Genomic DNA, 16,257 nt, shown 5'->3' on the forward strand with positions numbered 1-16,257 from the left:
TTTTTAAGATTTCTTTCACAAGCACCCTTAAAAAAATCAAAATGGAGATTTCGCCTACAAACCAGTAAAAGAGCTCATATGGACGTAGACCTATTAAAATAGGCGGTTTCATGACGTAAATACGGCCATGATAAACTAGTTCACTTACGCCTTTGGGTGAGTGAACTTACTTTGTAAAATTGATGAAATGACTATACCGATTGGGTCAGGTACCCTAATTTTGCAGAAATTTTCATAGCATATTTCTGAATAATCTTCCCTTTAGTCTCAAATTGAGAAGCTGGTAATCTACCATAAGGGGCCGTAATCCAAAGTGCTGCAACGGGGTAACCGTGTTCATTAAAAATTGGTGCCCCTACGCAATTAATTCCCTGAATATCTTCGCTATTATCAATAGCATAGCCTTTACTTTTGACTTCTTTTAACATTACCTTAAACTCCTTTTTAGAAGTGATGGTATTCTCCGTATACTTGGTCAGTGTTTTGCCTCTTAAGGCTTCATCTGCTTCTTCACTAGGAATATTGGCCAATATACATTTACCCCCAACAGAGCTGTGAAGATCAAACTGAGTACCTGGTTCAACAAAAAGTTTTACGGGATATGAAGATGGTACTTGTTCCAAAATAGTTCCTGTAGAGCCTAATAGCACACCAAGCATAACGGATTCTTTAAGCTCGTCTCGTACAGCACGCATTACATCTATAGAATGCTCTACCAAACTTTGCTCGTTCATAGAAGAAATGCCTAGCGTTAACATCTTTCTAGAAAGGGTTATTTTTTTTGTGGTCTCGTTCTTTTGAAGATAATTTTTAAATATCAAAGTACTGACAATACGAAAAGCGCTTGACTTTGCAATGGACAGTTTTTCAATAATTTCTGCCAGAGTAAGGCCTTTTGGCTGAGTGGCCAATAGCTCAATAATAGATAGTCCTCTTTCTAAATTTGGGACATTATAAGTTGATTTTAACTCTACCTTCTCTTTCTTCATTACACAGAATATTGCCGCAATTTAACACCTTTACTAGTGTTTTTCCTAAAATTGTAAGTAGTTCTTTCAATTTGACTTACAATTAGCTAATTGCTAGAGCGATGAAATATATTCCTCCAAATTTACACCTCTATCTAATTTCATCTTTTTTCGTACTCTATACCTCGTTGTATGAACAGATTCTACAGAAATACCAAGGAGCCTGGACATCTCCTTACTGGAAAAATTTAATTTTATCAGAGCGCATATTTTCTGATCAGCTTGGCTGAGTTTTGGATACATGGTGGTAATCTTATGATAAAAAGTTTCATTTACTGCTGTAAACCGAAGCCTAAACTCCTTCCAATTATCGGATCTATTATGAGAAATAGATTTGAGCACTTGCTTTATTTCCGGTTTTTCTGTGGTGCTTTCCAACTCTTTTAACCTGTCTGCAATATCCTTTAAAAATTCATCTTTTTCAACCATTTGCAAAGCAGTAACCGCTAACTCTTTATTTTTCAATGCTAAAAGTTCTTTTCCTTTTTTAATTTCTAGCTGCTTGTTTTTGCTTAAAAGTTGTTTTTCTGCCAGATGTTTTGTCCGCATATATTGAAAAAATCCAACCCCAATAATTATCAGAAAAATAAGAGAGCCAAGCAAAATAATACGTTGTAGAAAGGAGATTTCATCTGCTTGCTCTAATTTTTCTAAACGCTGCTTCTGTACTAGCCGTTCTTGATTTTCTTTTTCAATCCTAAACTCGTCTTTAATCTCTAACAGGCTTTGATTTATTGCTGTTCTACTATCAAAAAATTGAGCATCAATTTCTCTTGATTTTTTTTGATTTCTAAACGCTTTTTCAAACTCACCATGCGCTTCAAATAGATTAGCTAATTTTTCATGAACTAAAGAAGAAAAATCAACATGGCTATTATATTTTCTTGATATCTCTAAAGCTTTTTTATAATAGGTTTTACTCTGTTTATAGTTAGATAGATTTGCATATACGTCACCCATATCTGAATAAACCAAAACTAAATAGGAAGGTCTTTGCTCTATAAACCAAGGTTCTAACTCCTCTAACAATTGTAATGCTTCTTTGTTTTTGTCGTTCACCGATAATTGAAACGCTTTTTCAAAATGAAGATAAGCCATGGGTAATTGACCATTGGTAGGAGCATAATTAAGGAAACAACTATCTAGATAAATTTTTGCCATTTCTGGCTGATTCAGCACTCTATGTGTTGCACTCAGCAGATAATAGTTTCGCACCAAATCTGCTTTTTGCAACTGACCTTTTTCAACTAATTTGCGATTAATCTCAAGAGAGGTCTGTAAATATTTTAAGGCTTCGTCCTTCCTCTTAAAAAAACTATACAATCTTCCCAACCAATTGTACACAGAGGCTTTTAGCTCATCATTATTAGCCTTGTCTGCCAAAAATAATGCAAACCAAAGCGTGTCATAAGATTTGTTGTAATCTACGTGTTGTCCATAAATATATGGCATCTCCAGCAAGGCTTTAACCGCATTTACCGTATCTCCTTTTTTTAAAAACTCCTCATGTTTACGCTGTAAAAGAACTAGAGCACTATCCGGGTTATCTCGCCTTAACTTTTTAGTTTCTTTAAAAAATATTTTAGCTAAAGAATCGTGTTGTTTTTCGGGGTTTTGCTGCGCACTTAACTGGCTCATTGCCGTACAAAGCAAAAAGACAAATCCAAAAAGTAATATATTTCTCATTGGAAATTTCATGCTTTAATTGGTAGTTGTTTTTATTTTAAATAAATCATGTTCATCATTATTATTAACTACTAATATAAAGCTTCCTGATTTCGTATTTAACGTAGTCATATTTCTAACATCTTTATCAGCAAAAAAACCTGATTGTAAACTAGAAATTGACTCAAAATCCCCTTTACCATTTCCTTTAAGGAAATTACCAATACCAGCATCCGAACGTGTGGTCTCCACCTCAGACTGATAGTTGTTGCCCGCTAACACTAGATCCCTGAAACCATCACCATCAAAATCTTGAAATAACATACTATTAATTGGTGCTATTTGAGCTCTATTTTCAAAAGATTGAAAATTGAATTTATCACCATTGTTCAAAAATATTCCTGACCTAAATTCTGTTACTTTGTAATGAAGTGCCGTTTGAAGTCCCTCCCCCACAATACCTTTTAAATCCTTGCTGGCAAAATCAGTATATGTTGGTATAGTTTGCGCCAAATGCGGCAATTGCTGGGTCATACAACCTTTACCTCTAACAGGAACTTGCTTACCATGGTACTCTTTTGCGAGAATAACATCTTCGGACCCGTTCATATCAAAATCTGAAGTATAGATTTCAAATGGTTTCTCATTAGAAGCATGAAACTTAGAATTTAAACCCATGTTACCAGCAACAATATCTTTGTCTCCATCACCATCTATATCAACTATTAAAAGCTCATTCCACCAACCTACGGCCTTTGCTAATTCTGGATATGCATCACTACGCTCTAGCTTATCGTTTTTATTTAGAAAAACCAAAATACCCATCCACTCACCAGTCACAACCAAATCAATTTTCTGATCATTATTGATGTCTACCCATTTGGCATCGGTAACTAGACCTAACCCCTGTAATTCCGGAGCGAGGTTTTCATTTTGAATTGTAAATTTACCTGCATCATTTACCAGCAATAAACTACTTGCCGGATGTGGATATTTACCCGTAATTAGCCTTCCGCCAATAAATAAATCTATGTCGCCATCACCATCATAGTCCGCTGGCACCACTACTGAACCTGAAATACCTACTTCTGGAATAGCATTTTCAGCTTTCTTAAAATTCCCCTTACCATCGTTTAGATATAACCTATCTACCAACATTCTTGGGTTATCCATAAATTCATAGCTTCCGCTTACTACGTAAAGGTCGTTATCTCCGTCACCATCCGCATCAAAAAAGGCAGCCCCAACATCTTCATACGATTTATCTTCTACCAGAACAGAAGAGCTCATCTTCTTAAATGTATTTGACTGACTTATTAATAATTGTCCAGGTTGGTCTTTTCCTCCCCCAATAAACAAATCTTCTTGTCCGTCTCCATTAATATCGGATTTTGCTAAGGAAGGCCCTAACTGTGACAACTTATGAGGCAGTAGAATCTGTAAATCAAAATCATTAAAGTAAGGGTCCGAGTGACGGTTGTCAAAAGCGACTTTAGTAAAAAGTAAATCCGCCTTATTCTCTTCTTTTACTTTGTTTTCCGCAAAGCGATAATTTAATTGTAAAGATTGATTGGCATCTACATCTTCCAATTCCTGGATTTTTCCATCGGGCCAAATAATTTCCATCCGTTTTACGGACAAATGTTTTCCCAAACCGAAGTAAAGGGAATTTGGGACTGAAGATAAAAAGCCTCTAGTTGGTGTTACCTGGCGCGTTTGTTTTGTACCATCATCAAAGTACAAATTCACTGTTGCGCCTACTCCAAAAGTATTTTTTCCGGCAGCAATTAAATCCAGCTCTAAATAGTATTTACGCTGGTTGTCAATAGCTTTATTTTCTAGAAAAGTGGCCTTGTCATTTATATTATTCACCACGATATCCAGATCCCCATCATTATCAAAATCGGCATACGCAGCTCCGTTTGAAAAAGAAGGCTCACTATCTACCCATGAGTCACTCATGTCCTCAAAAGTTAAATCCCCATTATTTCTATAAAAGAAATTTTTTAGTTTTTGCTGTGGAAGCATCTGTGCAAACTTTAGAAAATCTTCGGCTGTAGGCTTCCTCTTGTTCTCTCTTAGTATCTCAAGAATTTCATTATTCTTATCGCGATCAATAACATCCCTATACACACCATTCGTAACGTAAACATCATTAAAACCATCCAAATCAAAATCTGCAGAAAGTAAAGACCAACTCCAGTCCGTATTGGCTATACCTGCCATATTCCCAACTTCACTAAAAGTTCCATTACCGTTATTGGTCTGGAGCATGTTGTGCATGTATTGATGGTGATACCCTTTCTCTACCATGCTTTCAAAATCTGCTATGGAAGTCATGGCCATAGTGGTTTTAGACCGTACATAATCTTGCGGATTCATGTCCAAAGTCATTAAATCCAGAAGGCCATCATTATCAATATCAGCCATATCACTACCCATACTATTGAATGACATGTGCTTAAAAAGCTTGTCCCGAGATTCTGTAAAGGTACCATCGCCATTATTCACATAGGCCAAATCTGGGACGTTGAAATCATTACTGATATAGATATCATTCCAACCGTCGTTATTCAAATCTCCAACTTGCGGATTAAGTCCAAAGCCTATATCATAGAGTAAACCAGCTTTTTTGGAGACATCCGTAAAATGACCAGTACCATCATTCTCATACAATTTATCACTCCCTTTTAACTCTTCACTTTTAGGGTCTTTTTGAGTTTTGTTTAAATCTATTATTTCCGATCTGCTGGTGATATCCGGTGTGTTTGAAACATACACATCCAAATCATTATCCTTATCATAATCAAAAAATGTAGCCTGAATTGTTCTGTTGGAATCAGCAAGGCCCATTTCTTCTGCGCGTTCCGTAAAGCTTACACCAGCTTCTCCTACGGGACCATTGTTTATATATAGTAAATTTTTGAATTTCCCATCCTCATCTTGCCAACCCCCTCTTGACACATAGATATCCAAAAATCCATCTCCATTTACATCGGCCATGGTGACGCCTGTGTTAAAACCAGGTCGTTGCTCTATACCGGCGGCTTTAGTAATGTCTTTAAAATGAAGGTTTCCCGTATTGATGTATAATTTATCCTCGGACGAATTAGAGGTAAAATAAATATCGTCAAAACCATCATCGTTCAAATCACCAACAGCAACACCACCTCCAATGTAGGTGTACATGTATTGATAATAATTAGATTCTAGTGATTCTTCCAAGGTGTTTACAAAATCAATTCCCGAAAGATCAGATGATACCTCTCTAAAAAGTTTGGGTGTTTTTTCTTTTGATGATCCATCAACTTTATTTTCCTTTTTTGATTGATTACACGAACTCAGTACAAATAAGAAAGACAAGGCAAAAACAGTAAGATAATATCTCATAAGTTACCGATATATGTTTAAAAAAATTAACAGGTATTTTAAAAGTACAAAGATTTTTAGCTCAGTACCCTAACAAATTGGTCAAAGTAAATGCTTCGTAAGATTAGTATATCCCGGAATAAATAACGGCAAGGTTCACAAAGAAACCTTGCCGTCATACTTAAAACTAACTAACTCAACTTCTTAATTTGCCAAATTTGGGTTTCTATCTACTTCTGGCTGTGGTCTAGGTGCAAAATAATTTGATGGTGCCGTAGAACCTATTATTGCATTTGTTTCTTTCGTTATTGGCTGATCGGTTAATGTATTGATTGAAACTCTTGGGTCTCTTGCCGTACCGCCAAGTGCAGCTTCCACTTGCTCCTTCCGCACCAAATCATTATATCTTAAATACTCACCTGCCAATTCCCATTTTCTCTCTAGATACGCTAAATCCTGAATGGTTCCATCCGCTGCACTAACATCTTCAAGACCTGCTCTATTTCGTACATCGTTAAGCGCTTGCCATGCATCAGCTCCTGCAGATCCCGCTTCACCAGAAGCTTCGGCATATATAAGAAGTAGTTCTGCATATCTCATGTAGTAATCATTTCGATCACTTTGGAAACCACTAAAGGTTCCTTCTTCAAAAGGACCTACAATTTTTCTGAAAATTGGTTGGGTTTGATCAATAAAACTTGTCCATGGCAAAAAGCTAATTGCTCCTGCTACATCAGATGTAGCACGGGACTCCTGGTCTGGATCAGCAGGTCCTGGTAAAGGACCGTCCAAAGGAATCTCTGTATGATATGTGGCATCCTTCCTAGGACCTTCAGGCATATCTTCAAAATATCTGATTTCTGCAAAAGTCTCTTGCCATCCTTGAGTCGCATAATCACTAGGTAAACCTAGTTTTCCGTTTTTACGATTAGGTAGTCCACAAGAAGCACAATACGCAATAGTAAAAATAGATTCTGTATTAAATCTTCCTTCTACAGTGTAAAGAGTTGCCATATCCGGTACTAAAGCAAAACCATGCGTACCCGCATTATCCATTACTTGTTTTGCACTTGCTGCGGCCATGGCATATTTAGACGCATCTTTAACAGGATAGCCGGCCCAGTCTAAATACAATCTTGCTAGAATTGCTCTTGCCGAACCTGCATTCGGGTCCGAAGCACCTACATTTGTTTTTGCAGGAAGCATAGTTTCAGCGGTTAACATGTCACTTTCAATCTGTTGATAAACCTCTTCTTGCGTAGCTAGTTCTCTTTCAAAATCAATCTCTAAATCCAATGGAAGTACAATTCTACCATGAACACGAGCCAGATGATAAAACATTAAACCTCTTAAAAAATAGGTTTGTCCTAACAATTCTTTCTGACGAGCAGCATCTGATGGAAAATCAACTCCTTCTGAATTGATAATAACCGTATTTGCTGCTTTTACCATGGCATAAACACCTGCCCAGTTTGTAGCGGACCTACCATTGGTAGCGGCAACATTTCTTTGGTCATACTCTCTAAAATCTGCCTTGTTACTTTCTCTATGGGTAGTCATATCATCTCCTGCCCAACCGTTAACATAGAATGTAGTCATCCAAGCTGCTTTATTCAGCTTTCCAAAAATTCCGTTAACAGCCAGCTCCAACTCATCTATACTATTATAAGGCTCTACAGCTAAATTTGCTCTACCCGGAACTTCATCCAGCTCAAATTGTTCGCAACTATGAAAAGTCATTGCGCAGACCGCCATGGCACAAATTGCCACTAGCGTCTTTACCGATTTATTTCTATTATATATTTTCATTTTTTTATTATTTCGATTTGCAATTTTTAATTAAAATCCGATTTTAACCCCCAAGGTGTATGTTCTAGGGTTTGGATACGCTCCAATATTTATACCTGAAGCAACATCTTCATTACCTTGCTCACTTCTTCTGGATGTTCCTTCTGGATCGTAACCCGAGTAGTCTGTAATTAAAAATAAATTCTGACCACCGCCATAAAGCTTAATGGTAGTGTCTCCTAAACCTTTAATATCTTTTATGGTATACCCAATAGTTAGGTTGCTCAATCTAATAAAATCACCTTTTTCTACATAACGGCTAGACTCATACAAACCTGCGAAAGCCGGTATATCTGTTTCATTGGTTGGTGTCCACTGGTTAACTTGATCCGGAGAAAGAAAACTTCTTGAATCTCCTGCTCCACCAACAATTGCTGCTTGTTGAATATTATAAACATCAAAACCATGTACACCTTGTAAAAAGATGTTTATATCCCAGTTTTTATAATTTATGGAGTTGTTAAATCCCCATGTAGTTGTTGGCGTTCCATTTCCGATCGCTCCGTAAACTATATCATTATTCTCATCTAGTAGATATCTTGCGTCACCAGGTTTAGCTACCGGAGTTCCTTCATCATTTGTTGGGATATTATCCGTAGTTTTCCAAGTCCCTAAGAAAGTGGCCCCTCTAAACTGCCCCAAAGGTTCTCCTACTTCAATAAAGTTAAGAATATTTCCTTGACCACCAGGAGCTTGGAACTGGCCTAAGATTTCGGTTAGCCCATCATTTAATTGTGTCACTTCATTTTTAACATAGGACAATGATAAGTTAGCATTCCAGTTTAAGTTTTCCGTATTGATAATATCATAGCCAATGGTTACATCAACCCCAATATTTTCTACTTCACCTACATTCTTAACAATAGTTCTATCTCCAAGCTCTCCCCCATCATAATCCGGAATAGCAGCATCTAACAATAAATCTTCAGTTACCTTTTTGTAACCATCAAGACTAATACTACCACGACCTTGCGCAAATCCAAAATCAATACCAACATTTCCTTGTGTGGTTGTTTCCCATGTTGCAAAAGGGTTTCCTATTCTGTTGATGAAAGTACCAGTGGTTGCCGCCGACCCATCTGCTGCATAACTGTTAAAACCCAACGTACTGAAAGTTGAATAAGGACCAATGTTTTGATTACCAACTTGTCCCCAACCTAATCTAAACTTTAAGCTTGTGTTACCTGACTGATCTATTAAGTCTGTCATATTATAAGCCAACGCTACAGAAGGAAAAATACCCCATCTTTCTTTTTCTCTAAAAACAGAACTTGCATCATACCTTCCCGTTGCCGTTAAAAATAAATTGTCATTGAAAATATATTCAGCTCTTAACATAAACGAAGACAACTCTCTCTCATTAAAATCATTATTCACAGTTTGCCCTGAATTTGGAGCTAGTTCTGCAAAATAAAACCCTCTGCCATTTAAGGACAAATCATTGGAATTCCATCCATTTCCTCGGAATTTAGAATTTGAATATTCTTGAACCCCCGTTAACTTTATATTATGCTTTTCCTTAAAAATTTTCTGCCATGTAAGAATATTACTTATCTGATAGCTCACATTTTTATTGTTTGCAAAAGACGTATGAGGCAGTTGATCATCCCCAACTTCCACAGCATAACGTTCAATGTTCAAATTAGAAGTCTGTGACCCCATAATAAGGGAGTAACTGAAATTATCCGTAAAGCTATACGTCGCATTTACGGTGGCATTCAATCTTTCTTCAATATCTTTAATATCTGTTTCATTAAGTGTACGAACAGGGTTATCGTTTAAAGATGCAACTGCAGACCTAATATTATATTCTCCATTGGAATTGAAAATTGGCGTTGTTGGATCCCATGTTAAAGCCTTATAAATAAAGCTTCCTTGACCATTACCAAATCTATCTGTATTGTTTTGGTTCTCGCTTGTACTTCCGTACAAGTTAAAACCAATCTTAAACTTATCATTTATTTGAGCATCTATATTAGCTCTTGCAGATATTTGTTGGTAGCCAGTATTAATTACAACCCCCTCTTCATCTCTATAATTACCGGATAAATAGTATCTAATTTTACCTTCAGAACCACTTGCCGAAATAGCCAAATTTTCGCTAAAACCAGTTCTTAATATCGCTTGCTCATAATCCGTACCTCCACTTGCCTCAAGTGCTGCTATTTGAGCAGGAGTGTATACCGCTGCTCCACCAGAGTTTGTTCTTCTTAGGTTTTCAATAGTTGCAAAATCAGAAGCAGATAACCTTGGCACCGAATTAGGACTTGATGAAACAGTAGTGAAATAATCAACATTGATTTTACCCTTACCTGACCCTTTCTTGGTCGTTATAATAATAACACCGTTTGACCCCCTAACACCGTATATGGCTGTTGCAGATGCATCTTTTAAAACATCCATAGCAGCAATATCATTTGGGTTTATAGTACTTAGGTCTCCACCCAATACACCATCAACTACGACTAATGGACTGTTATTTCCAGTTACTGAGTTCACACCTCTAATACGAACCTTAACCGCACCGCCAGGTTGACCACCCGCTTTTGCTACCGTAACACCTGCCGCTCTACCTTGTAAAGCTTCTTCTACCCTTGTTAAGGGTTGATCTTCAAAAGATTTAGAATCTATACGTGATACAGATCCGGTTACATCTGACTTTTTTACCGTACCATAACCAATAACCACAACATCTTCTAACTGTTGTACATCAGGCTCCATGGTAACCGTAATAGTGGCTTTATTCCCAACGGTTACATTTTGAGCTGCATAACCTATGTAACTTATAGATAATACATTTTCACTTGAAGCTTCGATACTGAAGTTACCATCAAAGTCGGTTACTACACCGTTATTTGTTCCCTTGACCACAACGTTAGCGCCGGGTATAGGTTGATTGGCCTCATCTAAAACCGTCCCAGTTACGGTTTTTTGAGCATACAATCCCTGCATACCCACTGTTGTAAGAAAGAGTGCCAAAAGGCAACTTTTTCTAAGTAATTTTTTAATGTGTTCTTTCATAATTGTCCGTTTTAGTTTTGAGTGTTTGAGTTAAATTATTTAGTTAAGTGGTCCTGTACTATCATCTTTTTTCTTAAATATTTCTTAAAAGAAAGTTAGTATTTTTTTATCATAATTATTGAGGATACCTTAATAATACAGTGCTAATATTATGAATATTTTAATATGAAACACTATAGTTTTCCTAGACAAAAACTAGACAACCATCAAAATTTTCAATATTGTAGTAAACATTTTTGTAAGCAGAAAACTTTGTAATCGTTAAATTTTTATCCAGTTTACCAAACTATATTGTTTTTACATAGTATTGATTAACAATAATTTACATAACAAAATAGATGGTCAAAAATCTACTTATCAAAAGAAACAACTAAGGAAATTATTAAAATATTGCTAGTATTTCAGCGCTAATATTATCTCTGAGATTTGCACTATTTAAACTTACTACTAGACAAGTACCACTTATAGGCTAGGATTAACATATGCTGACATTATTTTATCTTTAGAACATATGTTCTACAAATAAGGTCATTTATTATATCTAAAAATTATGTTAAAAATTTATACAAGTGATTATGAAACATAAAAAAGGGGCGAAAATCGCCCCTTTTTTCTAAAACACTCTATTTAAAGTCTTTACACCTTCTTTTTAGTCAGCTTTAATCCACAGTCACATTACTCCCCCACCAATCATTTTTAGGATCAAAATCAGGAGACAAAAAGTTGAGTCTCTCTCGCTCTAGGGATGGTAGTTTTTTATCTACAATATTCTTGAGATATGCCTCCTCTTTTTGTAAACTGTACTCTGGGTCTTTTGATGGATATCTAGCCCCAACTTCATCTAAATAAGCAAACAGTTGTTCACTCAGTTGTTTTTGCAAATCTGTATGTTCCGATGCAACATTGGTCAACTCCTCTAAATCATCTTTTAAATTATAAAGCTCTTCCCTATCATCCTCATAGTAATGAATCAATTTCCAATCCCCTTTTCTAACAACCGAAGATGGTTCTCCTCCTTGGTTACCATAATGTGGATAATGCCAAAACAACGGACGCTCTTCAAAATTTCCTCCCTTAAGAATTGGTAGTAGACTTTTTCCATCTAAATGTTGTTCCGGTTTTAAATCAATACCGGCTATATCGAGAATTGTTGGATAAAAATCTGCACCAGTTACTGGCTCCGAAGTAGATGTCCCGCTTTTAACCAACCAAGGTGCTCTTATAAAATACGGTTCGCGAATACCTCCTTCAAATTGATATCCCTTCCCTCCTCTTAACGGAAGGTTTGAAGTAGAAAAAGAATCTCCTGCAGAAACACCACCATTATCAGACGTAAAAACTACCAATGTATTTTTATCGAGCCCCAAAGAATCTAGTGTTTGCAAAACTCTACCCACGGCATCATCCATAGTTTCTACCAAACCAGCATAAACGGGATTATCCTGCACTTGGCGTATCGGGAGGAATTTTGCCATCTTATAGCCTGTGGCCGCAATTCCGTTTTTCTCTGCCTTTTTCTGATACTTGGCCCATTTGCCTTTGGTGGTCTGAATAGGTCCGTGCACCGCATAAAAAGAAAGATAGGCAAAGACAGGCTGACCCGTTTCTTTTGGATTATTTTTCTTTAAAAAGTTAATGGTTTCTTCTGCCAAACGCATGGTTAGATTCTCACCATCCTCATGATTCTCCAGATTGGGATTGGTATAAGGCGCAAAATAACCTCCATTGGGGCTACCAGCATCCCACCCTCCTTTATTAATATCAAAACCATGGTCTTCGGGCCATGACCCTTTTTCCCCTAAATGCCATTTTCCTGCAAAAAAGGTTTTATAACCTGCGGTTTTCATAGCTTCTGGTAAAGTAGTAGCTTGGGCAGGAAGATTATGTTCATAATCTGGAGGTAGTAATTTATTAAAACGGCCAGCTTTCCGCCAATCCTCGCCTACTTTTGCTCCAATCCAATCTGTAATTCCGTGCCTTGCCGTAAAAGTACCTAACATAATACTGGCTCTAGATGGGCTACAGACCCTACTAGCTGCATACCCATTGGTAAAATTCATTCCCTCATTGGCTATCCTATCAATATTTGGGGTTTCGTAAAATTTACTACCCGTAACACTTAAGTCATGATACCCATAATCATCCGCTAGAATGAACAAAACATTTGGCCTAACGGCCTTTTCTTGTACTTTTTTTTCATCGTTTTTACAACTGGTGAGAACCAAACAAGTTACTGCCAAAATCGAACAGAGAAAATGCTTCATACCTTTCTTATTTTTTAGGATGGATATTTTTTTTCGACAGGAAAGATACTAAATAATAGTGTTGCCAGAATCTCACTTCTTACTATTTCATCTTCTCAGTAACAGGTTACAAAAACCAGAACAGTAAGGTTAAAAAACAACACTGCCTCTTTAAAAGAGGCAGTGTAATACTTCACAAATTTTATTTCTGGCCAAAAAGAAGAGGGAAAAATTTACCGTCCATTTTTTCACCTTTCGGAACCCTAATGGGTGTACCTCTAAGCATCTCTCCATCAGTGTCACTCACAGTTCCATCTGAAAAAGCATTTAGAACAAATGCCCTTCTGCTAAATTCTGACTTATTTTCATAAGAACCATGGATCATTAAAGGATGGTGAAAAGAACCATACCCTTTTTTAAGCTCAATAGGTACGGGATTAAAATTTGCCTTTTGTTCATCGGTCATAAATTCCATAAGTCCTTCCATTTTACCTGCGAGTTCCGGCTTTTGTAGGAGTCCCCATTTGTGACTTCCAGGCACATAATAAAGACAACCATTTTCTGTAGTGGCATCATCCAAACCTGTCCAGCAGGTTAAATGTTGCATGGGCACTGTTCTTATCCAAAATGAATAATCTTGATGCCAAGCTACTACGCCTCCATGATTTGAGGGTTTACAGAACAACTGATCATGCCAAAATCGAACATTATTGTTGCCCAACAATTGACTTGCGGCCATTGTAAAAGCGGGATTCCATAACAAATCATGAAACCCTTCTGTAATTCGCCAGTGCCCAAGAGAATGAAAAAGCACAGTATTAGGGTCCGTTGATTGATTGCCATGAAATTCATAAAAAAGCTCGTGTGCCGGGTGTTTCGGGTCACGTATTTCTTCCAATTCTTTTCGGAGAACATTGATCTGACTTTCATCCAACAATTTTATTCCAGAAACATAACCATACTCATGAAAATGGGCTACTTGCTCATCACTCAATTTATACTGTTCCCATTCCTCTGGTGATTTTGGCTGCTTAAAAAGGTCCGAAATCAATTCGTGGCGGTCGGCCAAATCTTTTACTAACTGCATGGTTTTTGATTCTTTTATTTATGGTTGATTATTTATGTAAGCCTTATATATACCAAGTCAAAAACGCCTTAACTATGAGAAGCAAAAAATCGTAATGTATCTTTGATATGTTCGCTCCAGTACGTCCATTCATGAGCTCCATTAAACTCCTCATAAACGTGAGGAATTTCATGCTCCTCTAACTGCTCGTGAAGCTTCCGGTTATATGCTATAAGCTGATCTTCGCTACCACAATCAAAACGCAAGTGTGGTAAATGATTCTTATTCTTTTTTATTAATCCCCAAACGGAATTTTCCCAAGCATCTTCCTGCTTATAATTATCCAAGGATTCTTCTACAAAAAGGTCCATCTGCTCTACATCTGTAATGGACGAGTGACCAGAAATTGCTTTAAATCGATTATGATATTTCACGCCTAAACGTAAAGCACCAAAACCACCCATGGAAAGCCCGGAAATAAATAATTCTGATTTTTTACTAACGGATGAAATATTCTCTATTACGGCATTAGGTACATCATCAACAATCCAACTTTCAAAATCTTTTTGATTATGCGGAAGATAACCGGAACCATCTCCCCAAAGTCCGTCTGAAGGCATAGCTATCACCATCGGCGGAATTTCCCCTTTCTCCATCATCTCAAGGGCAGAAATATGAACCCCCGCCTTTTGAGACCACACCCAAGCACTGCCATAAACACCGTGTAACAAAATAACAAGCGGTAAATCTTCTAGATTTGCCATTGGTGGAACAAATACACAAATATCTCCTCTTCCCTTCAGCTTATTGGTCTTTACGGTTATGAACCTAAGGTTTGCACTCTCGTATGCGGCATCTGAAATTTCTGTGGTTCTGAACATGTTTATTTAATCAAAAACTATTACCCCTTTTGCATTTTTACCGGCCAACATATCATCTAAGGCCAATTGTAAATCGTCTAGTTTATATTCTTTGGTTATCATTTCGTCTAATTTCAAGTCCCCTTTTTTATAAAGTCGAACCAGTTTTGGAAAGTCTATTTGAGGTCTACATTTTCCATAAAGCGGATTGATGTAAATTTTATCCCATTCAAAAAGACGCATATCTATCGTAATATCTTCCTCAATACCACTTACCTGAACGGCTGTACCTGCATTGCGAATCATTGCTAATGGAGCAGCTCCCAATGCAGGAATAGCGGTACACTCAAAAGCATAATCTGCCCCTCTACCCCCAAGCATAGTTTTTACCTGCTCTGCAACGTTTACCAATCCCTTATCCGACTTATCGGCAAGAATAACATCTGTAGCACCAAATTGCTTGGCCAGCTCTAGTTTATTAGGATTGATGTCTACAGCAATAATTTTACCGGCTCCAGAAATTTCACAGGCATTTATAACATTGAGTCCAACGCCTCCACATCCCAAAATTACAGCAGAACTACCAGCAGCTAGTTTTGCTGAATTCACTACCGAACCATAGCCTGTCATTACGCCACAACTGATAATACTAGCTGCTGAAAAATTTAAATTTTCCTCTTCTACCTTAACTACGGCAGATTCTTTTACCAAAGCATATTCGCTTAGCGTACCTAGATTAAAAGAACGTTCAATTGGTTTACCTTCCCATTGGCTACCTTCTAAATGCGCATGACCTGGAGTATGCCCGTTTCCACCAGCGACAACCGGGGAATTGTTTTCACATATATGCTGATTTCCTTCTTGACATTGAAAGCACTGCAAACAAGGGGTTGCCCAATTTAAAAGAACTTGGTCACCCACTTTTAGACCTTTTATATCCGTACCTACTTTTTCAATAATTCCTGCGCCTTCGTGCCCCATTACAATAGGCTTGCCCCAAGTAAGAGAATCATAATCTGTATGACAAAGACCGGCAGCTTTTATTTTTACAAGTAGCTCGTCCGCCTGTGGCTCTGCAACCGTTACATTGGTAATAATAAAAGTACCATCACCTTTTGCTACTGCACTTTTTGATTGAATAGACATTATTTGTGCTT

9 protein-coding genes are annotated in these 16,257 nt (G+C 37.2%); all 9 read right to left on the reverse strand.

Going from position 1 to position 16,257, the window contains the following annotated elements:
* Nucleotides 1-191 precede the first annotated feature (191 nt).
* Nucleotides 192-989 (reverse strand): IclR family transcriptional regulator, encoded by a 798-nt coding sequence (locus IWB64_RS18245; RefSeq protein WP_194535374.1) that lies wholly within the window; start codon nucleotides 987-989, stop codon nucleotides 192-194.
* 93 nt (nucleotides 990-1,082) lie between these two features.
* The gene (locus IWB64_RS18250; protein WP_194535375.1) at nucleotides 1,083-2,714 is read right to left on the reverse strand and encodes a tetratricopeptide repeat protein; all 1,632 of its coding nucleotides are present in this window, start codon (nucleotides 2,712-2,714) and stop codon (nucleotides 1,083-1,085) included.
* A 15-nt stretch (nucleotides 2,715-2,729) separates the two neighbouring features.
* Nucleotides 2,730-6,083: a VCBS repeat-containing protein gene (locus tag IWB64_RS18255; RefSeq protein WP_194535376.1), complete on the reverse strand. Its 3,354-nt coding sequence runs from the start codon at nucleotides 6,081-6,083 to the stop codon at nucleotides 2,730-2,732.
* A 183-nt stretch (nucleotides 6,084-6,266) separates the two neighbouring features.
* Complete coding sequence (locus IWB64_RS18260; RefSeq protein WP_194535377.1) at nucleotides 6,267-7,871, reverse strand: RagB/SusD family nutrient uptake outer membrane protein; 1,605 nt, start codon at nucleotides 7,869-7,871, stop codon at nucleotides 6,267-6,269.
* A 30-nt stretch (nucleotides 7,872-7,901) separates the two neighbouring features.
* On the reverse strand, nucleotides 7,902-10,931 hold the full coding sequence (locus IWB64_RS18265; RefSeq protein WP_194535378.1) for a SusC/RagA family TonB-linked outer membrane protein: 3,030 nt from the start codon (nucleotides 10,929-10,931) through the stop codon (nucleotides 7,902-7,904).
* Nucleotides 10,932-11,590: 659 nt separating this feature from the next.
* Complete coding sequence (locus tag IWB64_RS18270) at nucleotides 11,591-13,195, reverse strand: sulfatase (RefSeq protein ID WP_194535379.1); 1,605 nt, start codon at nucleotides 13,193-13,195, stop codon at nucleotides 11,591-11,593.
* Between the two features lie 181 nt (nucleotides 13,196-13,376).
* Nucleotides 13,377-14,261 (reverse strand): phytanoyl-CoA dioxygenase family protein, encoded by an 885-nt coding sequence (locus IWB64_RS18275; RefSeq protein ID WP_194535380.1) that lies wholly within the window; start codon nucleotides 14,259-14,261, stop codon nucleotides 13,377-13,379.
* Between the two features lie 68 nt (nucleotides 14,262-14,329).
* Entirely contained in the window at nucleotides 14,330-15,121 is a 792-nt protein-coding gene (locus IWB64_RS18280; RefSeq protein WP_194535381.1) for an alpha/beta hydrolase, read from the reverse strand.
* Nucleotides 15,122-15,127: 6 nt separating this feature from the next.
* Nucleotides 15,128-16,246, reverse strand: coding sequence for a Zn-dependent alcohol dehydrogenase (locus IWB64_RS18285; RefSeq protein WP_194535382.1), 1,119 nt, complete (start codon nucleotides 16,244-16,246; stop codon nucleotides 15,128-15,130).
* Nucleotides 16,247-16,257 lie beyond the last annotated feature (11 nt).

It is taken from the genome of Zobellia nedashkovskayae (genome assembly GCF_015330125.1).
GTDB lineage: Bacteria > Bacteroidota > Bacteroidia > Flavobacteriales > Flavobacteriaceae > Zobellia > Zobellia nedashkovskayae.